We start from the raw sequence: 21,766 nt of genomic DNA on the forward strand, positions 1-21,766 counted from the left end.
ATCGATGTCGCCTACCGCTACTTCGCCACCCCCCGCCGCCGCTTCATCCTCGCCGACACTCCCGGGCATGTGCAGTACACCCGCAACATGGTCACCGGCGCCTCCACAGCCCACCTCGCCGTAGTCCTGGTCGACGCCCGCAACGGTGTGGTCGAGCAGACCCGCCGCCACGCCGCCGTCGCCGCCCTCCTGCGCGTCCCGCACCTGGTCCTGGCGGTGAACAAGATGGACCTGGTCGGCTACGCGGAGCCGGTCTTCGCCGCGATCGCGGAGGAGTTCGCCGCGTATGCCGCCTCCCTCGGCGTGGCGGAGGTGACCGCGGTCCCGATTTCGGCGCTGGCCGGGGACAACGTGGTGACGCCGTCCGCGCACATGGACTGGTACGGCGGCCCGACCATCCTCGAACACCTCGAAACCGTCCCGGTCGTCGCCGATCCCACGGCTGAGGCTGCGCGGTTCCCCGTGCAGTACGTCATCCGGCCGCAGACACCCGAATACCGGGACTACCGGGGCTACGCGGGTCAGATCGCCTCCGGCGTCCTGCGTGTCGGCGACCCGATCACGGTCCTGCCCTCGGGACGTACGAGCACGATCACCGCGATCGACGCACTCGGCACCGGCGTGGACGCCGCCTGGGCGCCGCAGTCGGTCACGCTTCAGCTCGCCGACGACCTCGACATCTCCCGCGGCGACCTCATCGCCCCCACGACCACCGCGCCGGCAACCACCCGGGATATCCACGCCACGGTCTGCCACGTCGCCGACCAGCCCCTGCGGGCCGGTGACCGGGTCCTGCTCAAGCACACCACCCGCACCGTCAAAGCCATCGTCAAAGACATCCCCTCCCGGCTCACCCTCGACGACCTCTCCCAACACCCGGCACCGGGTGAACTGACCGCCAACGACATCGGGCAAGTCACCCTCCGCACCGCCGAACCCCTCGCCCTCGACCCCTACACCCACTCCCGCCGCACCGGCTCCTTCCTCCTCATCGACCCCGCCGACGGGACGACGCTGACCGCGGGCATGGCAGGGGCAGCCTTCGCCGTCGATGCCACCCCGGTCGTACCCGTGGCCTCCGACGAGGGCTGGGACTTCTGACATGACCTGTTGACGCTGCCGCAACTCGCGCCGCCTTCCCGTCCCCCGCAGCCCTTGTTCAACTGCCGGGTGTGCCTCAGTCGTACGCCCGGGTCGTCGAGAGGACCCTCCCTCGTGCCTGCCGCTCGCCCATCCCGCCGTGCCCTGGCCGCCGTGGCCGCCCTGCCCTTGCTCCTCGGCGCGCTCGGGGCCTGCGGCTACGGCTCGGAGAAGAAGGACGACACGAGCGAGAACGCCGCGGTCAAGGGCAGCAAGCTCTCGACCGGCACCGTACGGATCGGCTACTTCCCCAACATCACCCACGCCACGCCGCTCGTCGGCGAGCAGGAGGGTCTGATCCAGAAGGAGTTGGGCGGCACCAAGGTCCGCTCGACGACCTTCAACGCGGGGCCGTCCGAGATCGAGGCGCTCAACGCCGGTTCGATCGACATCGGCTGGATCGGCCCGTCGCCCGCCATCAACGGTTATGTGAAGTCCAAGGGCAAGAACCTGCGGATCATCTCCGGTTCGGCGTCCGGCGGGGTGAAGCTGGTCGTCGACCCGAAGAAGATCTCGTCACTCGACGAAGTCAAGGGCAAGAGGATCGCCACCCCGCAGAAGGGCAACACCCAGGACGTGGCGTTCCTCAACTGGGTCTCCGAGAAGGGCTGGAAGGTCGACCCGCAGACCGGCAAGGGCGACGTCTCCGTGGTCCGTACGGACAACAAGGTGACGCCGGACGCCTTCAAATCCGGTTCCGTCGACGGCGCCTGGGTGCCGGAGCCGACCGCGTCGAAGCTGGTCGCCGACGGCGGGAAGGTGCTGCTGGACGAGGCGACGCTGTGGCCGGAGAAGAAGTTCGTGATCACGAATGTGGTCGTGTCGCAGAAGTTCCTCGGCGAGCACCCCGATGTGGTGGAGGCCGTGCTGCGCGGTTCGGTGCGGACCAACGCCTGGATCAAGGCCAACCCGGACAAGGCCAAGGCGTCCGCGAACGCGGCGCTGAAGAAGCTCTCCGGCAAGGCGCTGCCCGCCGAGGTGCTCGATCCCGCCTGGCGCGGCATCGAGGTCACCGACGACCCGCTGGCGTCGACCCTGCGGGCCGAGGCCGACCACGCCGTACGGGCGGGGCTGCTGGAGAAGCCGGACCTGTCGGGCATCTACGACCTGACCACGCTCAACAAGATCCTCAAGGCCGACGGCAGGAAGGCGGCCGACGCCGCCGGGCTCGGCAAGCAGTGACCAGCGACTGACAGCGCCCAAACCGCCCCACCCCAGGAGGTGACCGGATGGCCCCGGCACTGACCACCGACAAGGCCGGCCCGGCCGAGGTCGCGGACGACGCGCCCGCGGCCGTCCGGATCGACCACGTCCACAAGAGCTTCGGCCGCCCCGGCGCGGCACAGCCCGTCCTCGACGACATCACCCTCGATGTGCGCCCCGGCGAATTCGTCTGCCTTCTGGGCGCCTCCGGTTGCGGAAAGTCGACCCTGCTGAACCTGGTCGCCGGTCTGGACCGGCCGACCGCCGGTTCCATCGAGGTGCCCGGCGGCCGTCCGGCGCTGATGTTCCAGGAGCACGCGCTGTTCCCGTGGCTGACCGCGGGCCGGAACATCGAACTGGCGCTGCGGCTGCGCGGTGTGCCGAGGGCCGCACGGCGGCCGGAGGCGGAGCGGCTGCTGGAGCTCGTACGGCTCGGCGGCTCGTACGGCAAGCGGGTGCACGAGCTGTCGGGCGGGATGCGGCAGCGGGTGGCGCTGGCCCGCGCGCTGGCGCAGGACAGCCGGCTGCTGCTGATGGACGAGCCGTTCGCGGCGCTGGACGCCATCACCCGCGATGTGCTGCACCACGAGCTGACCCGGATCTGGTCCGAGACGCGGCTGTCGGTGCTGTTCGTCACCCACAACGTCCGGGAGGCCGTCCGGCTCGGTCAGCGGGTGGTGCTGTTGTCCTCCCGGCCGGGCCGGGTGGCCCGGCAGTGGGCGGTGGACATACCCCAGCCGCGTCGCATCGAGGACGCGGCCGTCGCGGACCTGTCCGTGGAGATCACCGAGGAACTGCGCAAGGAGATCCGCCGCCATGGCCAGCACTGAGACGCCCGCGTCCCACCCGCCCCATCCGCCCGCCGAGTCCCACGACTTGGCGGGCTTGGAGGCCGGGCTCGACGCCCTGGACGCCGTGCAGGCCACCCGCACCCCGTTCACGCAGGTCCTGCTGCACAAGGTGCTGCCGCCCGTGGTGGCCGTCGCGCTGGTGCTCGCCGTCTGGAAGCTGCTGGTCCTGGCGGAGGTCACCGACGACTACAAGCTGCCGGACCCGTCGGCGGTGTGGGGCAGCCTCACCGAGCTGTGGCTCCAGGGCACCTTGCTGGACATCGTGTGGACCAGCGTCTCGCGCGGTCTGCTCGGCTTCCTCGCCGCGCTCGCCATCGGCACCCCGCTCGGCCTGCTGGTGGCCCGGGTGAGGTTCGTACGGGCGGCCATCGGGCCGATCCTCTCCGGGCTCCAGTCGCTGCCGTCCGTCGCCTGGGTGCCGGCCGCCGTGATCTGGCTGGGCATCACGGACTCGGCGATGTACGCGGTGATCCTGCTGGGCGCCGTGCCCTCCATCGCCAACGGCCTGGTCTCGGGCATCGACCAGGTGCCGCCGCTGTATCTGCGGGCCGGGCGCACGATGGGCGCGACGGGGGCGCGCGGCGCCTGGCACATCCTGCTGCCGGCCGCCTTGCCGGGCTATATCGCCGGGCTCAAGCAGGGCTGGGCGTTCTCCTGGCGCTCGCTGATGGCCGCCGAGCTCATCGCCTCCTCGCCCGATCTCGGTCTGGGGCTGGGGCAGTACCTGGAGAACGCCCGTACCGACTCCGACATGCCGGGGGTGCTGCTCGGAATCCTGCTCATCCTGTTCGTCGGCATCGCCATCGACCTGATCGTCTTCAGCCCGCTGGAGCGCCGTGTGCTGCGCGGCCGGGGGCTGGCGGCGTCCGGCCGGTAGGAGGTGGGCGCCGTGGTCCTTCTCCTCATCGCGCACGGGAGCCGCGATCCGCGGCACGCGGCGACGGTGGACGAGCTCCGCGCGCGGGCCGCGGAGCTGCGGCCCGGGCTCCGCGTCGAGGTCGGCTACCTGGACTTCTGCGTGCCGAGCGTGCCGCGGGTCCTGGAGCGGCTGGCGGCGGAGGGCGCGGTGGACGTCATCGCGCTGCCGTTGCTGCTGACGCGGGCGTTCCACGCCAAGACCGATATCCCGGGCGTGCTGCGCCGGGCGACGGCCGGGCTGCCTCGGCTGAGGGTGCGTCAGGCCCAGGTGCTGGGCCCCTCGCCGCTGCTGATCGCCGCGCTCGAACGGCGGCTGTACGAGGCCGGGGTGTGCCCCGGCGACAAGGGCTCGACCGGGGTCGTCCTGGCCTCGGCGGGCTCCTCCGACCCGGAGGCGGGCGCGGTGTCCGCTGATATCGCGCGGGAGTGGCGGCGCACCGGTTGGTGTGCCGTGCGGCCCGCGTTCGCCTCCGCTTCCCCGCCCCGCACCGAGGACGCCGTGCGGGCGCTGCGGGCCGAGGGGGTACGCAGCGTGGTGGTCGCCCCCTATGTCATCGCGCCCGGGAGGCTGCCGGACCGGATCGCGCTCGGCGCCCGGGAGGCGGGGGCGGACATCGTGGCGGACGTGCTGGGTCCGGCACCGGAGCTGGTGTCGCTGCTGCTGCGGCGCTACGACGAGGCGGTGGCGGCGCGCGAGGGGGCTGTCGCGCTCGACGCGTAGGGCCGGCGCGGCCGGCTCGTAGGGCTCGTACGGCAGGGACGGCCGGCACGTACGGCGGGCACGGCCGGCACGTACGGCGGGCGGCTTCGAGGCTCGCCGCGTACGGCCCGGTGCGTACGACCCCAACGCGTACGCCCGACGCGCCCCAACGCGTACGCCCCGCCCGTACGGCCCGACCCGCACGCACCAGCGCCGGACTCAGCCGCGCGGCCCGCTCCCCCGCAGGCGTTCCGCCTGGGCGCGGCCGACCTCCGTCGCCTTGGCGAGGTAGTCGCCGATGACGGCGAGCTCCTCGTCCGCGTAGCCCGCCAGGACCTCCCCGAAGGCCGTGCCCGGGGTCTCCCACGCGTCACTGATCCGGGCCAGCGCGCCGGGCACGAGGGCGACCAGGGCGCGCCTGCGGTCCTCGGGGTCGGTGCGGCGTTCGGCGAGCCCGGCCTTCTCCAGCCGGTCGACGAGCCGGGTGGCCGAGCCCGGGGTGAGGCCGGTGCGCTTGGCGATCTCGCCCGTGGTCAGGGGTTCGCCCGCCATGTCGAGCAGGCCCAGGCACTGGAGGTCGGTGGGGTGTACGCCCACATGGTCGGCGAGGGCCTGGTTGAAGAGGGTCCACGCGGCGTAGTGCCGCCTGCTCTCGTCGATGATCCGCGCCAGCAGCTCTGCCCGTTTCGGCACCGGTCCGCCTTCGTCCGCCTCGGATAATTACTTGCGCGACGCAATCTAACTGCGTCACAATGTTTGCGCGACGCAACATGTGCGCCGCCTGACCATTTTAGCGCCCAGCGCCATCCCTATATCCCGAAGGATCCTCCCGCCATGACCATCCTCGTCACCGGCAGCCGCGGCCGCGTCGGCCGCGCCCTCGTCAGCCTCCTGAACACGCACGGCCACGACGTACGAGCGGCGTCGAGCACCTCCGACGCCCTCGCCCTGCCGGACGGCGTGCCGTCGGTGCGCTGCGCCCTCGACGACCCCGCCACCTTCCCCGCCGCCCTCAAGGGCGTCACGTCGGTGTTCCTCTACGCCCAGGGCTCGCACATCGACGCCTTCCTGGAGGAGGCCGCCTCGGCCGGCGTCCGGCACATCGTGCTGCTGTCCACGAGCGCGGTGCTCGCGCCGGACGCCGCCACCGACCCCGTCGCCCAGCGGCACGCGGTGGTCGAGCGGGCGCTGACCGCCTCGCCGATCGACTCGACGATCCTGCGGCCGGGCTCCTTCGCGGCCAACGCCCTGCGGTGGTCCCGGGAGATCGGCTCCACCGGCAGGATGGAGTTCCCCTACCCCGACGCGCACACCGACCCCATCCACGAGATGGACATCGCCGAGGTCGCCATGAGCGTTCTGGAGCGACCCGCCCCCGGCCACGCCGCGCACACCCTCACCGGCCCCGAGTCGCTCAGCTTCCGGGACCAGATCGACCGTCTGAACGAGGTCACCGGCCGCTCGATCACGGTCGCCGCCGTGACCCGCGACGCGTGGAAGGACCGGATGTCGGCCCACATCCCGGGCCGTTACGCCGACGCGCTGCTCGACATGTGGCAGGCGGCCGACAACTCCCCGCTCCCCCTCACCGACACCGTCGAGAAGCTGACCGGCCACCCGGCCCGCTCCTTCGCCGACTGGGCCGCCGACCACGCGGACGCGTTCAAGGGCTGACCGGCTCCATGGAGCCGCGATCCCGCCGACCGGACGCCGCCTTCCCTCAGGGCACGCACGCAGGAAGGCCGGCCGTCGCGCCCCGTGGGGGTGGGGCGCGGCGACCGGCCGGACGGCCGGATACGGGCCGCCTCAAGGGGTGTGGGGTGTTACTGGACGACCTTCAGCAGCTTGTTGGCCGTGCCCTCGCTGGCGTTGCCGATCTTGTCCGCCGTGGCGCCCTTGACGAGCGCGTCCGCGACCTGCGCGGGCGTGGCGTCCTTGTGACCGCTCAGGTAGACCGCGGCGGCACCCACGACGTGCGGGGTGGCCATGGACGTACCGGAGATGGTCTTGGTGCCGGAGTCGCTGTCGTTCCAGTCGGAGGTGATGTCCGAGCCGGGGGCGTAGAGGTCGACGACGCTGCCGAAGTTGGAGAAGTCGGACTGCTTGTCGTCCTTGGTGCTGGAGGCGACGGTGATGGCCTCCTTCACCCGGGACGGGGAGCCCTTGCCGGCGTCGGTGGACTCGTTGCCCGCCGCCACGGCGAAGGTGACACCGGAGCCGATGGCCTTCTGCACGGCCGCGTCGAGGGCTTCGTCCGCCCCGCCGCCGAGGCTCATGTTGGCGACCGAGGGGCCCTTGTGGTTCTTGGTGACCCAGTCGATGCCCGCGACGACCTGCTCGGTGGAGCCGGAGCCGTTCGCGTCGAGCACGCGCACGGCCACGATCTTCGCCTTCTTGGCGACGCCGTGCGCGGTCCCGGCGATGGTGCCCGCGACATGGGTGCCGTGGCCGTTGCCGTCCTCGGCGTTGTCGTTGTTGTCGACGGCGTTGAAGCCGTACGCGGCCCGGCCACCGAAGTCCTTGTGGCTGATGCGCACGCCGGTGTCGATGACGTACGCGGTGACGCCCTCACCGGCGCCGTCGGGGTAGGCGTACTTCCCGTCGCCCTTGGTCTCGGCCTGGTCGATCCGGTCCAGACCCCAGGAGGGTGGGGCCTCCTGGGTGGCGTTGATGCTGAAGCGGTGGTTCTGGACGACCTTGGCGACGGACGGGTCGGCCGCGAGGCGCTTGGCCTCGGTCCGGTCCAGGCCGCTGGCCGAGAAGCCGTTGACGGCCGAGTCGTACGTGCGGTTGAGCTTGCCGCCGTAACGCGAGGCGAGGTCCTTGCCCTTGACCGAGACCGACGCGGCGCCCGTGGCGCCCTTCGCGTGCGCACCGTCCTTCAGCAGGACGATGTAGCTGCCGTCGATCGCGCCGGTGGCGTCGGCGCCGTAGACGGTTCCCTCGGCGGGGGCGGATGCGGCGCCGGCGGGCAGCACCATGAAGGTGGCTCCCGCGGTGACGGCGGCCGCGGCGGATATCGCCAGTACGAGCCGTCGCTTTCCGGCGCGCTTGTGTGATGCCATGACGAGGTGTCCTCCTCGTGCGGAAATGTGGGGGGGAAATGCGCGTTTGGTCGAACGCACCCGAAGCGACGGAAGCCCGTGCTCCGGGTGGACGAAACCCTGTCAGGATTGACGCGCTCAATTCAAGATCCGCGAGAATGTGTGACATACGCAACGTCATTGCGTATTTTCAAATCCCGCTGAACGGCGGCAAATTGGACAGCCGACCGACATCGACTGTCAGGATTTACTTGAACGACATATGAGTAACGAGCCTTATTCGTAAGGCGTTTCCTCGCTGATGGCCCGTCAGCGACCCAGCTCGGCCTCGATGAGGTCGGCCGCGTAGGGCGTGCCGCCCTCGGCCGCGAGTTCCGCCTTGAGCTCGGCGCACCGGCGGGCCACGGCGGGATCCGTGACGAGCGCCTCCACGGCCTCGCGCAGCGACCGGGCGTCGGCCTCCTCCATCGGCAGGTGCCGGCCCACCCCCAGCTCCTGGAGCAGCGCGGCGTTGCCGAACTGGTCGACGGCCTGCGGCACCGCGACCATCGGCACACCACAGGCCAGACCCTCCTGCGAGCCGCCCATGCCGGCGTGGGTGACGAAGACGTCGGCCTGCTGGAGCACGGACAGCTGCGGCACCCACGTGCGGACCTCGAAGTTCGCGGGGATCGGGCCGAGTTCGGCGGCGTCGACGTGCTTGCCGATCTGGAGCACGACATGTCGGCCGGGCAGGTCGCCGAAGGCGGCGATGCACTCGCGGTAGAAGTCGGGCTGCTTGGTGAAGGTGGAGCCGAGCGAGACGAGGAGCACCTGCTCCGCGTCGGCGGGCCGCCGCCACGTGCCCTGGTGGGCACGGTCGCCCTGACAGGGGCCGGTGAAGGTGGTGACGCTCTCGTCGACGCGGTCGGCGTGCGGCTGCATGGCGCGCGGAATGAGGGCGAGGCAGCGGTCGGGGCGGCCCATGAAGTCGTCGGGGTGGGTGTCGATGCCGTTCTCCGCGAGCCAGGCGGTGAAGCGCTCGTAATAGGCGATGCCGCGCGGGGAGCGCTTGATCGGGTCGAAGACGGCCGCGGCGACCTCGGTTTCGTAGCCGTCCCAGGCGACGAGGTTGGGGCTCAGCTGCACGGCCGGCACCTGCCAGCGGTGGCCGAGCACGCGGCCCGGCCAGGCCGTGATGTCGTACAGCACGAGGTCCGGCTCGTCGCCCTCGTACGCCTCGATGAGCTGCGGAAGCGTCTGGACGGCGTCGGCGAGGAACAGCTCGATGTGGTCGATCGTCTCGCTGCCCCAGGACGTGGGGTCGTCGTCGACGGGCAGGGTGGAGGTGTAGACGCGCGGCTCGGCGCCGGTGGCGGCGACGAGGTCCGCGAAGGACTCGGGGATGGCGTAGGTGACCCGGTGGCCGCGGGCGACGAGCTCGCGGATCACCTCCAGGCTCGGGTTGACGTGCCCGTGGGCGGCGATGCTGAACATGGCGATGTGGGCGCGCTCGGGAAGGTTCATGATCCAGACGCTAGACGAGACGATACGTATCGTGCAACTGAATTGCCGGACCGTTGCCCGCCCCGGCCGCGAGCGACGTCGGGCGTGCGGGGAGACTGGGAAGCGACCGGTTCCGGAAGTACGGCACGTACGGCAAGCGAGGTACGACGCGATGGACGCACAGGGCGTGGCGAACACGCCCTTCACGGAACGACGGGCGCGCGAGCTCCTCGCCGCGGCCGTGCCGGAGGTGTCCGCGGCGGACGCGACGCTCCTCGCCCTCGGCGAGAACGCGGTCTTCGCCGCCGGCGGGCTGGTGGCCAAGGTGGGGCGCGACGCCTCGCTGCGGGACCGGGCCCGGCATGAGCTGCGCGTCGCCGTCTGGCTCGCGGACCTCGGCATCCCGGCCGTACGGGCGGCCGAGCCCGACGTCCGCGAGGCCGACGGGCACCCGGTGACCCTGTGGCACCGGCTCCCCGAGGCCATGCGCCCCGCCAACCCTCAGGACCTGGCCGCCCTGCTGCGACTGGTCCACGCCCTGCCGAAGCCGGACTTCGCCCTTCCGCGGCGGGAGCTGCTCGGTGGTGTCGAGCGGTGGCTGCGGCTGGCCGGGGACGCCGTCGACCCCGCCGACGCGGCCTACCTCCGCGAGCGGCGGGACGGCTTCGCGGCGGCGGCGGCCACGCTGACGCCCCATCTGCCGCCCGGCCCGATCCACGGCGACGCCCTGCCGCGCAATGTGCACATCGGCCCGGACGGTCCTGTCCTGGTCGACCTGGAGACCTTCTCGGACGACCTGCGGGAGCACGACCTGGTCGTCCTCGCCCTCAGCCGGGACCGGTACGGCCTGTCGACGGCCTACGACGCCTTCATCGACACCTACGGGTGGGACGTAAGGGAATGGGACGGCTGCGCGGTCCTGCGCGGAGCGCGCGAGACGGCGAGCTGCGCGTGGGTGGCCCAGCACGCGCCGGGCAACGCCGCCGCCCGCGCGGAGTTCGGCCGCCGGGTCGCGTCCCTCCGCGAGGGCGACACCACGGTGCGCTGGCGCCCGTTCTGAGAACCCGCCGGGAGGCCCGGCACCTCTCCCCCGCCGACGGGCGCTACCGCAACGGCCAGCGGGGGTCGACCACCGCGTCCGCGTTGCCCTGCCGCCGCAGCCACTTCTCGAAGCCCGTGGCCCAGTCGGCGTACCAGCGCTTCTGGTCGCGGTGCAGGTCCCACAGCTCCGCGTCCGCTATGTCCGGATACCGCTCGGCCACCGCCCGGGCGACCCGCACCGCCGCGAGGGCGTCCGCGCCCGCCTCGTGCGCGCCGTCGAGCACGACCCCGTACACCCCGCAGACCGCCTCCAGCGTGCGCTTGCCCTTGCGGTAGCGATCGACGGCGCGGTCCATGGTGTACGGGTCGACGACCGGGCCCGTCTCCTCGCCGCCGGTGCCCCAGGCGGCTCCCGCCACCCCGCACTCGGCCAGCCGCTCGCCGAGCGAGCGCAGCCCGTGCCGTCGCAACTCCGCCGCCAGCAGCGTCAGGTCGAAGCAGGCGTTGTACGCGACGACGGGCACGCCCATCGACCAGTGAGCCGTCAACGTGGCCGCTATCTCCTCGACCACCTCGCGGGCGGGCCTGCCCAGCGCCGCGCGCTCGCTGGTGATGCCGTGGACAGCCGCGGCCTCGGCCGGCACCGGCACGCCCGGATCGGCCAGCCACTCCCGCCGCCCGATGACCTCGCCGCCCTTGGCCTCGACGACGGCCGCCGTGACGATCCGCGCCTCGGCGGGATCCGTGCCCGTCGTCTCCAGGTCGAATCCGATCAGCAGCTCCTGGTGCCACCCCATCGCGGTCCCCCTTCGTGGTGCTTCCCCCGACTGGTACCCAGCGTCGCACGCCCCACTGACAACGGACTTGGCCGCCCGTCAGAAGGCGGCCCCGCGAGGCACCTGTCAGGACACCGGCCGCGAGTCCGTCCAGACGCTCTCGAACTCCTCGCGGTAGGTCTCGAAGAGTCCGTGCTCCGGCTCCCGGCCCTCCCGCACCACGCCGCTCCCGCCGCGCAGCACCAGCACCGGCGCCTCCATGCCCCGGGCCTTGCGCAGATACGACTGGACCACGGCCAGTCCGTCCGAGCCGTCGCCGTTGACGAGATAGGCGGTGAAGCGCGGCGTCTCGTCGAAGACGCGGATCTCGAAGGCGGCGGTGTCCCGCAGCCGGTCCCGCACCCGCCGCATGTGCATGATGTTCATCTCGACGGACCGGCTCATCTCGCCCTTCTTGATGCCCAGTTCCCGCTCCCTGCGGCGCACCGCGCTGCTGGCGGGGTTGAGGAAGAGCAGCCGCGCCCGGCAGCCGGCCTCCGCCAGGCGGACCAGGCGCCGCCCCGAGTAGTTCTGCACGAGGAGGTTCAGGCCTATGCCGACCGCGTCAAGGCGGCGGGCGCTGCCGAAGAGGTCTTCCACGGGCAGCTGCCGCTGGAGCCGCACCCGGTCGGGATGGACCCCCACGACGTCGGCGTAGCGGTCGCCCACCAGGTCCTCGACGGCGTCGATGGGCAGCCGGTCGGCCGAGGGCGCGCCGGCGCCGCTGCCGCCGCCGAGGATGTTCAGCAGCCGCGCCGAGGCCCGCTCGGCCTGGGCGAGGACCGTCTCGGACAGGGCGCGGTTGCGGGAGACGACATTGCGGGTCACCTCCAACTCGTCCAGCGCCAGTTCCAGCTCGCGCCGGTCGTCCAGATACGGCTCGAAGCACGGCCAGTGCTGGACGAGCAGCTCGCGCAGCTGCGGCAGGGTGAGGAAGCTCAGGACGTTGTCGTCGGCCGGGTCGAGCAGATAGCCCTTGCGGCGGCTGACCTCCCGGACCGCCACGGCGCGCTGCACCCACTCCTGCCCGGCCGGGCCGGCCGCGGCGACGACCCACTCGTCCTCGCCGTGCACCGGCTCGTAGACGGGCCGCAGCACCGCGGCGACGACCGCGCGCAGCCGCTGTTCGACGAGATTCAGCCAGATGTAGGCCCGGCCCGCCCGTCGTGCGCGGGTGCGCACCTCACCCCACGCGTCGGCGTCCCAGTCCAGCGCCGCGCCGATCTCCATCGGACGCGCCACGGACACCGCGCCGGGTGGTGTTCCGGCCGAGCCGTCTCCCCCGGGACAGCCGTCTCCAGAGGGCAGCTCCAGCCCGCCCGAGGTCACCAGTGCACCGCCTTCCGCCCCCGTCCAACGATCAAGGCAGACTACTGTGCGGGCGGCGGGCCCTGCACCCGGACGCGGCCGGTCCTCCACCAACTCTCCCGTCCTTGGTAGGGGTTGTATTCGGCCCGCGGGCGCGGAGTGAGCGGTTTCATAGCGGCAGGTGCGCGCCCGGGTGTTCGCGGGGCATCGAAACCGGCCGGTGAGGGGCGGGTACGGGCCAGTCACCCGGTTGGACGAGCCGGAGGGGGCCGTGGGTGCGCTCCTTTTGGGGAAGATCTGCCGAAAGGGCGGCTCGACGGCTCCGGTTGGGCAAGGATGCCGGTTCGGTGCCGAGAAGCCCACGACATCATGGAAGAGTCGACTCATGCAGGTCTGGCCGGGACAGGCGTATCCCCTCGGCGCCACGTACGACGGCGCCGGCACCAACTTCGCGGTCTTCTCCGAGGCCGCCGAGCGGATCGAGTTGTGCCTGCTGCACGACGACGGCTCGGAGACGGCGGTGGAGCTGCGCGAGAGCGACGCGTTCGTGCGCCATGCCTATCTGCCGGGCATCATGCCGGGCCAGCGGTACGGCTTCCGCGCCCACGGCCCGTACGAACCGGAGCGCGGGCACCGCTGCAACTCCGCCAAGCTGCTGCTCGATCCGTACGCCAGGGCGGTGAGCGGCGCCGTCGACTGGGGCGAGGCGGTCTACGGCTACCACTTCGGGCGGCCGGAGAAGCGCAATGACATGGACTCCGCGCCGCACATGATGACGTCCGTGGTGGTCAATCCGTACTTCGACTGGGGCGACGACCGGCCGCCGCGCACCGACTATCACCGTACGGTCATCTATGAGGCCCATGTAAAGGGCCTGACGATGTGCCACCCCGCGCTGCCGGAGGAGGTGCGCGGGACGTACGCGGCGCTGGCGCACCCCGCGGTGATCGAGCACCTGACGGAACTGGGGGTCACCGCGATCGAGCTGATGCCGGTCCATCAGTTCGTCAACGACCACCGGCTGGCGGACTCGGGGCTGGCCAACTACTGGGGCTACAACACCATCGGCTTCTTCGCCCCGCACAACGCCTACGCCTCCTGGGGCGACCGGGGTCAGCAGGTGCTGGAGTTCAAGTCGGCGGTGCGGGCGCTGCACGCGGCGGGCATCGAGGTCATTCTCGATGTGGTCTACAACCACACCGCGGAGGGCAACCACCTGGGGCCGACGCTGTCCTTCCGGGGGCTGGACAACGCCTCGTACTACCGGCTGACGGACGACCCCCGCTATTACATGGACACGACAGGCACCGGCAATTCCCTGCTGATGCGCAGCCCGCACGTCCTCCAGCTCATCATGGACTCGCTGCGCTATTGGGTGACCGAGATGCGGGTGGACGGTTTCCGCTTCGACCTGGCGGCGACGCTGGCGCGGCAGTTCCACGAGGTGGACCGGCTGTCGTCGTTCTTCGACCTGGTGCAGCAGGATCCGGTCGTCAGCCAGGTGAAGCTGATCGCCGAGCCGTGGGACGTCGGGGAGGGCGGCTATCAGGTGGGGAACTTCCCTCCCCTGTGGGCCGAATGGAACGGCAAATTTCGGGATACGTCACGGGATCTGTGGCGGGGCGAGCCGGCGACCCTGGCCGAATTCGGCTCCCGTCTGACCGGCTCCTCCGACCTCTATCAGGGTGACGGCAGGCGGCCGCTGGCCTCCATCAACTTCGTCACCTGTCACGACGGCTTCACCCTGCACGACCTGGTCTCGTACAACGACAAGCACAACGAGGCCAACGGCGAGGACAACCGCGACGGCGAGAGCCACAACCGGTCCTGGAACTGCGGCGTGGAGGGCGACAGCGACGACCCCGACGTGCTCGACCTGCGCGAGCGGCAGATGCGCAATTTCGTCGCCACGCTGATGGTCTCCCAGGGCGTGCCGATGCTCAGCCACGGTGACGAGTTCGCGCGCACCCAGCACGGCAACAACAACGCCTACTGCCAGGACAACGAGATCTCCTGGGTGCGCTGGCCGCACCCGGCCGACACCTCCTCCGCCCGGTCCCGGCGGATGCTGGAGTTCACCCGCGCCATGGTGTGGCTCCGCCGCGACCACCCCGTCTTCCGGCGCCGCCGCTTCTTCCACGGCCGCCCGGTGCAGGGCACGCACGACGAGCTCTCCGACATCGCGTGGTTCACCCATGAGGGTGAGGAGATGCGTGACGCCGACTGGAACGCCTCGCACGCCAAGTCGCTGACCGTCTTCCTCAACGGCGGGGCGATCTCCGAGCCAGGTCCGCGCGGCGAGCCGGTCGTCGACGACTCGTTCCTGCTGATGTTCAACGCGCACGACGAGCCGCTCGACTTCGTCGTGCCGGTGGACCACGGCCGGCAGTGGCAGGTCGTCGTCGACACCGCCCGACCCCGGGGCGTGGAGACCGACGGGCCGAAGGTCCAGGCCGGTGACCACCTGACGCTGACGGACCGCAGTCTGGTGGTGTTGCAGCGCCCGGCGTAGTCCGCCGCTGCATGACGGCCCGTTTGCGGGTACGTACGTTCCCATGACGCCCGACAGCGCTGCCGCACCGCCGACCGCCACCTACCGGCTCCAGCTCCAGCCCGGCTTCCCCTTCCGGGCGGCCGAGCGAGCCGTGCCGCACCTCGCCGCCCTCGGGGTGTCGCACCTGCACCTGTCGCCCGTGCTGGAGGCCGTGCCGGGTTCCACCCACGGCTACGACGTCGTCGACCACTCGGCCGTACGGGCGGAGCTCGGCGGTGAGGAGGGGCTGCGCGCCCTGGCCCGTACCGCCCGCTCGCACGGGCTCGGCCTGATCCTCGACATCGTCCCCAACCACATGGCCGCGCCGGCGCCGCTGCGGCTCAACGGCGCGCTGTGGCAGGTCCTGCGGGACGGGCCGGCCTCGCCGTACGCGCGCTGGTTCGACATCGACTGGTCCGAGCACGGCGGGAAGGTACTGCTGCCGGTGCTGGCCGGCCGGCTGGGCGAGGAGCTGACGCACTTCACGGTGGAGAGCGGCACTGTGGAGAGCGGGGCCGTGGAGAGCGGGGCCGTGGAGAGCGGGGCCGTGGAGAGCGGCGCCGAGGAGGTGCTGCGCTACCGCGACCACGTCTTCCCGCTGCGGCCCGGTTCCGAACGGCTGCCGCTGCCCGAGCTGCTGGACGCCCAGTGGTACCGGCCCGCCTGGTGGCGGCTGGCCCGCACCGAGCTGAACTACCGGCGGTTCTTCACCGTCTCGGAGCTGATCGCGGTCCGGGTGGAGGACCCCGAGGTCTTCGAGGCCACCCACGCCAAGGTGGTCCAGCTGCTGCGCGAGGGGGTGATCGACGGGCTGCGCGTCGACCATCCGGACGGGCTCGCCGACCCGGCCGGCTACCTCCGGCGGCTCGCGAAGGCGACGCAGGGCCGGTGGACGGTCGTGGAGAAGATCCTGAGCGGTGACGAACGGCTGCCCGCCGACTGGCCGGTCGCCGGTACGACCGGCTACGACGCCCTGCGCCACCTCGACGGCCTCTTCACCGACCCCGAGGGCGCCGCCGAACTGGGCGCCGCCTACCGCGCCTTCACCGGGCTGCCGCCCGACCGCGGCGGCGACTGGCCCGCGACCGTGCGCCGCGCCGCCTACAAGGTGATCACCCATGAGCTCGCCGCCGAGACCGAGCGGCTGGTGCGCACCGCCGCCCGGGTCTGCGAGAGCGCCCACCCGCTGCGCGACCACGCCCCCTGGGCCCTGCGCACCGCCCTGCGCGAGATCCTCGTCCGGCTCCCCGTCTACCGGCCCTACGCCGTCCCCGGGGAGCCCGCCGCCCCCGTGGACGCCACCCTGCTCGACCAGGCCGCCCAGGGGGCGCGTGCGGCCTTCGCCGTGCCGCGGGAGGCGGAGGTCGTCGAGGTCGTCCGGGACGCGGCGCTCGGCCGCCTGGGAACCGGGCCGGACCACCGGGACTTCTGCGCCCGCTTCGCCCAGACCGCGTCCGCGCTGCGCGCCAAGTCCGTCGAGGACACCGCCTTCTACCGCCACGCGCCCCTGCTGTCGGCCACAGAGGTCGGCGGCGTCCCCGACCGCCCCGCGGTCTCCCCCGCCGCCTTCCACGCCTACTGCGCCCGGCTCCAGCGCGACTGGCCGGCCACCGGCACGGTGCTGTCGACCCACGACACCAAGCGCAGCGCCGACGTACGGGCCCGGATCGCCGCGCTGACCGAATGCCCCACCGCCTGGGCCGCGCTGCTGGACCGCCTGTCGGCCGGGGCCGCCGCGCCCGACGCCCATGTGGCGTGGCTGGCCTGGCAGAGCGCCTTCGGGCTCGGGGCGCCGGACACGGACCGGCTCGCCCCGGCCGTCCTCAAGAGCGTGCGCGAGGCCGGGCTGACCACCACCTGGACCGAGCCGGACGGCGCGTACGAGACGGCGGTGGAGGCGTGGATCGCGGCGGGCCCGTGCGGCCCGGACCGGGCGGCGCTCGCCCCCCTGGAGGAGGCCCTCCGCCCGGCCGTACGGGCCAACACCCTCGGCGCGGCCCTGCTGCACCTGACCATGCCGGGCGTGCCGGACCTGTACATGGGCACCGAGCGCCTGTACGCCGCCCTGGTCGACCCGGACAACCGGCGGGTGCCGGACCTTCCGGGCGAGGAGCCCACCGGGCTGTCCGCCGAGAAGCTGCGCCTGACCCGGGCGGCGCTGCGGCTGCGGCGCGCGCACCCCGGCTGGTTCGGCCCCGGCGCCTCGTACGAGCCGCTCGCCCCGCTCGGCCCGGCCTGCGGTCACTGCGTGGCCTTCGCCCGCTCCGGTGAGGTGGTCTCCGCCGTGACCCGGCTGCACCGGCGGCTGACGGAGGCGGGCGGCTGGCGGGGGACGGCCCTGCCGCTGCCCGGCGGGGGCGACTGGCGCGAACTGCTGACCGGGCGGGTCTTCGCCGGGCGCGTGGAGCTGGCCGAGCTGCTGGGCCCCTGGCCGGTGGCGCTGCTCGTACGGGCGTGAGCTACCCCGGGAACGTCAGCTCGCGGCAGAGGGCGACGAAGGCGGCCGTCGTCCCGGTGAGTTCGACGCGGGAGAAGGCGGTCTGCTCGCGCCGCCAGGGCTGGTCCACGGGCACGACCACGGCACCGGGCACATCGCGTGCCATGTGCACGGGGGCGGCGACGAGACCCACGCCGGCCACGGCCATCCGCACGGCGGTGGAGGAGTGCTCGGTCCACACGGCCGTACGGGGCGTGAAGCCGCCCTGCGCGCAGACCCAGTCCAGCCAGCGCCGCCCCTGGACGAGCGGTTCGAGGGCGCAGCGCACCCAGTCGCGGTCGGCGAGCTCGGGCAGCGGTACCGGCTCGGTGCGGTCGGCCAGCGGGTCGTCGGCGGCGGTGATCAGCGTGATCTCCTCGTGGCCCAGGGACACGACGGGGCCGGGCCAGTCCTCCGGGCGCGGGCCGACCGCGATGTCGGCCACGCCGCGCTCCATGTGGTCGCGTAGCTCCTCGGTGGTGGCGTACTCGTGCAGATGGAGGCGGACGGCGGGGAACTCGCGCCGCCAGCGGGCGAACACCGGTGGCAGCACGCCGACCGCGAGGGCGTGCAGCGACGCGACGTGGAGCTCGCCGCCCGCCGCGCCGGCGGCGGCCTTGGCGGCGCGGCGGGCCTGTTCGGCGCTGCGGACGGCCAGTTCGGCGTGGGGCAGGAAGGCGCGGCCCATGGGGGTGAGCCCGATGCCGCGGGTGCGGCGCTCCAGGAGGGCGCCGCCGACCTCCCGCTCCAGCGCCTTGATCTGGTGGGAGAGGGCGGACTGGGTGACGTTGAGCGCGTCGGCGGCGCGCGTGAAGGACTCCTCCTCGACCACCGCGACCAGGTACTCCATCTGCCGCAGACTCATGGGACCCCCCGTGGACGGACAGCTCATGAAGGGCTGTCATCGCCTCGATCGAAACATTGCGTTGGACTCATAATCCCTGACGGGCGCAGGGTTGGGGCATGGCAGAAATACGTGACCACTCCACGGATGTCCTCGTGATCGGTGGCGGCACCGGCGGCTACAGCACCGCCCTGCGGGCCGCCGCGCTCGGACTCGACGTCGTCCTCGCCGAACGTGATCTGGTGGGCGGTACGTGCCTGCACCGCGGCTGCATCCCGAGCAAGGCGATGCTGCACGCCGCCGAGCTGGTGGACGGCATCGCGGAGGCGCGCGAGCGGTGGGGCGTGAAGGCGACGCTGGACTCGGTCGACTGGTCGGCGCTCACCGCGACCCGTGACGACATCGTCTCGCGCAACCATCGCGGTGTGGAGGGCCATCTGGCGCACGCGGGCGTACGCGTGGTGCGAGGTTCCGCGTCGCTCACCGGCGCGCGGACGGTGCGTATCGACTCCGGCGCCGAGGCGGGTACGGTCTGGACGGCCCGGCGCGGCGTCGTGCTGGCCACGGGTTCGCGGCCGCGGACGCTGCCCGGTCTGGAGCCGGACGGCGCGCGGGTGGTGACCAGCGACGACGCGCTGTTCGCGCCGGGGCTGCCGGGCTCGGTGATCGTCCTGGGCGGCGGCGCGATCGGGGTGGAGTACGCGTCCCTGCACCGGTCGATGGGGGCCGAGGTGACGCTGGTGGAGGCGGCCGAGCGGCTGCTGCCGCTGGAGGACGCCGATGTCAGCCGCCATCTGACGCGGGGTCTGAAGAAGCGCGGCATCGACGTCCAGGTGGGCGCGCGGCTGGAGGACGCCCGGGTGACGGAGGGCGGAGTGCGGGCCGTGGTCCGTACCGCGCGCGGGGAGACGCGCACCGTGGAGGCCGAGCGGCTGCTGGTGGCCGTGGGCCGAGTGCCGGTCACCGACGGCCTGGGCCTGGCGGCCGCCGGTCTGGCCACCGACGCGCGGGGCTTTGTGGCCCCCGCCGACTGGTCGCGCCTGGAGACGTCCGTGCCGGGCGTCCACGTGGTCGGCGACCTGCTGCCGCCCCCTTCGCTCGGGCTCGCGCACGCCTCCTTCGCCGAGGGCCTCCTGGTCGCCGAGACCCTCGCGGGCCGGACGCCCCGGCCGGTCGACTACGCGGCCGTGCCGCGTGTCACCTACTCCAGCCCGCAGACCGCGTCCGTCGGCCTGTCCGAGGCGGAGGCCCGCGAACGGGGTCATGACGTCGAGGTCAACTCCATGCCGCTGACGGCCGTCGCGAAGGGCATGGTGCACGGGCAGGGCGGCGTGGTGAAGGTCGTCGCGGAGCGGGGCGGCACGGTGCTGGGCGTCCACCTGGTGGGCCCGCACGTCTCGGAGATGATCGCGGAGAGCCAGCTGATCGTGGGCTGGGACGCGGAGCCCACCGACGTCGCCCAGCACATCCACCCGCACCCGACGCTCTCCGAAGCGGTCGGCGAGGCCTTCCTGTCCTTGGCGGGGCGCGGGCTGCACCAGCAGTAGAACCGGCGGTGGACAGCGCGTCGACGCGGCACCATGGTGCTTCCCAGCGGTGGGCGACGGCGCTGTCACCACCGTCACGTTCGTCGAGAGGAGCCGGCCGTGCTGTTCGAGCTGTGGGCGCCCGGGGCCGGGCGGGTCGCTCTGGTCGTCGACGGTGGTGAGCACCCCATGGAGCCCGATCCGGCCCGGGCCGGCTGGTGGCGGTGTGGGGCCTCCGCGACCGAGGGCAGTCGCTACGGCTTCGCCCTCGACGGCGGGCCGGTGTTGCCCGATCCGCGCTCGCGGCGGCTGCCGGACGGTCCGGACGGGCTCTCCGCCGTCGTGGACCTCGGGCGGTTCCCGTGGCGGCGGGACTGGCCGGGGGTGCCGCTGCCCGGTGCGGTGCTGTACGAGCTGCACGTCGGGACGTTCACCCGGGAGGGCACCTTCGACGCGGCGGCCGGGCGGCTGCCGCATCTCGCGGAGCTGGGGATCACCCATGTGGAACTGATGCCGGTGTGCCCGTTCCCGGGACGGCACGGCTGGGGGTACGACGGGGTGGCGCCGTGGGCCGTGCACGAGCCCTACGGCGGTCCGGAGGGGCTGCTGCGGTTCGTGGACGCGGCGCACGCGCTGGGGCTCGGAGTCGTCCTGGACGTGGTGCACAACCACTTGGGGCCGTCGGGCAACCATCTGCCCGCGTTCGGCCCGTACTTCACCGACACCCACGAGACGCCGTGGGGCGCCGCCGTCAACCTCGACGCCCCCGGATCCGACGAGGTCCGCGCGTATCTGACGGGCAGTGCGCTGGCCTGGCTGCGGGACTACCGCCTCGACGGGCTGCGGCTGGACGCGGTGCACGCGCTGGCCGACACCCGGCCGAAGCACTTCCTGGCCGAGCTGTCCGGCGCCGTCGACGCGCTGGCCGCGCGGCTGGGGCGGCCGCTGTTCCTCATCGCCGAGTCCGACCTCGACGACCCGGCCACCACCACCCCGCGCGAGGCCGGCGGGCAGGGGATCCACGCGCAGTGGAACGACGACTTCCACCACGCCCTGCACACCGCGCTGACCGGTGAGGCCCAGGGCTACTACGCCGACTTCGCCGCCGATCCGGCGCACGCCCTGACCAAGACACTGACCGGCGGCTTCTTCCACGACGGCACCCACTCCGCCTTCCGCGGCCGCCGCCACGGCCGACCCCTCGATCCGAAGACGCCCGCCTGCCGGCTCCTGGGCTACGCGCAGACCCACGACCAGATCGGCAACCGGGCCCTGGGCGACCGGCTCTCGGCACACCTCTCCCCCGGTCTGCTGGCGTGCGCCGCCGCGCTGGTGCTGTGCGGGCCCTTCACGCCGATGCTGTTCATGGGCGAGGAGTGGGGCGCCCGTACCCCCTGGCAGTACTTCACCGACCACACGGACCCGCCGCTGGCCGAGGCGGTACGCACCGGGAGGCGGCGGGAGTTCGCTGCGCACGGGTGGGCGGCGGAGGACATCCCCGACCCGCAGGACCCGGCCACGCGCGGGCGCTCCTGCCTGGACTGGGGCGAGGCGGAGCGCGCACCGCACCGGGAGCTGTTGGAGTGGCACCGGCGCCTGATCGCGCTGCGGCGCGCCGAGCCGGCCACCGCGCCGCTGTCGGACACCGCCGTCACCGTCGCCGAGGACCTGACGACCGTGCTGCTGCGCGGCTCGCTGTGCGTCGCCGTCAACCCGACGGGCCGGCCCGCCGCCGTACCGCTCGGCGCGGCACGGCCCACGGAGGTGCTGGCCGCCTGGCGGCCGGTGGAGCTGCCTGCCGACGGCGGCCCGCTGCTGCTGCCGGCCGAGTCGGCGGCCGTGCTGCGGCGCGGTTGACGAGGGACGGCCGTTGCGGTCGGGG

At 72.8% G+C, this 21,766-nt stretch carries 17 protein-coding genes; 11 read left to right on the forward strand and 6 right to left on the reverse strand.

The annotated features are described in order from the left end of the window. The 5 genes from ACZ303_RS21780 to ACZ303_RS21800 form a co-directional block, all read left to right on the forward strand. Positions 1-1,101 (forward strand): sulfate adenylyltransferase subunit 1 (locus ACZ303_RS21780; protein WP_467341419.1); only part of this gene is annotated, 1,101 nt, incomplete at its 5' end. Positions 1,102-1,215: 114 nt separating this feature from the next. Beyond that, the gene (locus ACZ303_RS21785; RefSeq protein WP_467341421.1) at positions 1,216-2,322 is read left to right on the forward strand and encodes an aliphatic sulfonate ABC transporter substrate-binding protein; all 1,107 of its coding nucleotides are present in this window, start codon (positions 1,216-1,218) and stop codon (positions 2,320-2,322) included. A 47-nt stretch (positions 2,323-2,369) separates the two neighbouring features. Further along, on the forward strand, positions 2,370-3,173 hold the full coding sequence (locus ACZ303_RS21790) for an ABC transporter ATP-binding protein (protein ID WP_467341423.1): 804 nt from the start codon (positions 2,370-2,372) through the stop codon (positions 3,171-3,173). Further along, positions 3,160-4,071, forward strand: coding sequence for an ABC transporter permease (locus tag ACZ303_RS21795; RefSeq protein ID WP_467341425.1), 912 nt, complete (start codon positions 3,160-3,162; stop codon positions 4,069-4,071). Before ACZ303_RS21790 ends, ACZ303_RS21795 begins: the two co-directional genes overlap by 14 nt. 3 nt (positions 4,072-4,074) lie before the next feature. Continuing rightward, a complete protein-coding gene (locus ACZ303_RS21800) occupies positions 4,075-4,833 on the forward strand; it encodes a sirohydrochlorin chelatase (RefSeq protein ID WP_467341427.1) in 759 nt (252 codons plus the stop codon). 198 nt (positions 4,834-5,031) lie between these two features. Here the strand turns inward: ACZ303_RS21800 and ACZ303_RS21805 are convergent, their stop codons facing one another. Further along, a complete protein-coding gene (locus ACZ303_RS21805) occupies positions 5,032-5,505 on the reverse strand; it encodes a MarR family winged helix-turn-helix transcriptional regulator (RefSeq protein WP_467341429.1) in 474 nt (157 codons plus the stop codon). Between the two features lie 141 nt (positions 5,506-5,646). Between ACZ303_RS21805 and ACZ303_RS21810 the strand changes: the two genes are divergently transcribed. Then, positions 5,647-6,486: an NAD(P)H-binding protein gene (locus ACZ303_RS21810; RefSeq protein ID WP_467341431.1), complete on the forward strand. Its 840-nt coding sequence runs from the start codon at positions 5,647-5,649 to the stop codon at positions 6,484-6,486. 149 nt (positions 6,487-6,635) lie between these two features. Here ACZ303_RS21810 and ACZ303_RS21815 read toward each other — a convergent pair whose 3' ends face one another. Further along, positions 6,636-7,877 carry a S8 family peptidase gene (locus ACZ303_RS21815; RefSeq protein WP_467341433.1) on the reverse strand — a complete coding sequence of 414 codons (1,242 nt, stop codon included), beginning with the start codon at positions 7,875-7,877 and terminating at the stop codon, positions 6,636-6,638. Between the two features lie 288 nt (positions 7,878-8,165). After that, positions 8,166-9,362, reverse strand: coding sequence for a macrolide-inactivating glycosyltransferase (mgt, locus tag ACZ303_RS21820; RefSeq protein WP_467341435.1), 1,197 nt, complete (start codon positions 9,360-9,362; stop codon positions 8,166-8,168). A gap of 151 nt (positions 9,363-9,513) precedes the next feature. On the opposite strand from mgt, the gene ACZ303_RS21825 reads away from it, so the two are divergent. Then, complete coding sequence (locus ACZ303_RS21825; RefSeq protein WP_467341437.1) at positions 9,514-10,401, forward strand: phosphotransferase enzyme family protein; 888 nt, start codon at positions 9,514-9,516, stop codon at positions 10,399-10,401. A 43-nt stretch (positions 10,402-10,444) separates the two neighbouring features. Here the strand turns inward: ACZ303_RS21825 and ACZ303_RS21830 are convergent, their stop codons facing one another. Both ACZ303_RS21830 and ACZ303_RS21835 read right to left on the reverse strand, forming a co-directional pair. Then, positions 10,445-11,179: an exonuclease domain-containing protein gene (locus tag ACZ303_RS21830; RefSeq protein WP_467341439.1), complete on the reverse strand. Its 735-nt coding sequence runs from the start codon at positions 11,177-11,179 to the stop codon at positions 10,445-10,447. A gap of 105 nt (positions 11,180-11,284) precedes the next feature. Next, positions 11,285-12,526 carry an SAV2148 family HEPN domain-containing protein gene (locus ACZ303_RS21835; protein ID WP_467341441.1) on the reverse strand — a complete coding sequence of 414 codons (1,242 nt, stop codon included), beginning with the start codon at positions 12,524-12,526 and terminating at the stop codon, positions 11,285-11,287. 364 nt (positions 12,527-12,890) lie between these two features. Between ACZ303_RS21835 and glgX the strand changes: the two genes are divergently transcribed. Further along, positions 12,891-15,017 carry a glycogen debranching protein GlgX gene (glgX, locus tag ACZ303_RS21840; RefSeq protein WP_467341443.1) on the forward strand — a complete coding sequence of 709 codons (2,127 nt, stop codon included), beginning with the start codon at positions 12,891-12,893 and terminating at the stop codon, positions 15,015-15,017. Positions 15,018-15,060: 43 nt separating this feature from the next. Next, positions 15,061-17,496 (forward strand): malto-oligosyltrehalose synthase, encoded by a 2,436-nt coding sequence (gene treY / locus ACZ303_RS21845; RefSeq protein WP_467341445.1) that lies wholly within the window; start codon positions 15,061-15,063, stop codon positions 17,494-17,496. Position 17,497: 1 nt separating this feature from the next. On the opposite strand, the gene ACZ303_RS21850 is transcribed toward treY, so the two are convergent. Then, positions 17,498-18,379 (reverse strand): LysR family transcriptional regulator, encoded by an 882-nt coding sequence (locus ACZ303_RS21850; RefSeq protein ID WP_467341447.1) that lies wholly within the window; start codon positions 18,377-18,379, stop codon positions 17,498-17,500. A gap of 98 nt (positions 18,380-18,477) precedes the next feature. On the opposite strand from ACZ303_RS21850, the gene lpdA reads away from it, so the two are divergent. After that, positions 18,478-19,905: a dihydrolipoyl dehydrogenase gene (gene lpdA, locus ACZ303_RS21855; protein ID WP_467341449.1), complete on the forward strand. Its 1,428-nt coding sequence runs from the start codon at positions 18,478-18,480 to the stop codon at positions 19,903-19,905. Between the two features lie 99 nt (positions 19,906-20,004). After that, positions 20,005-21,741, forward strand: a complete 1,737-nt coding sequence (treZ, locus tag ACZ303_RS21860; RefSeq protein WP_467341451.1) for a malto-oligosyltrehalose trehalohydrolase — start codon at positions 20,005-20,007, stop codon at positions 21,739-21,741. The last annotated feature ends 25 nt before the right edge of the window (positions 21,742-21,766 follow it).

Source organism: Streptomyces sp. NPDC023527 (assembly GCF_055560115.1).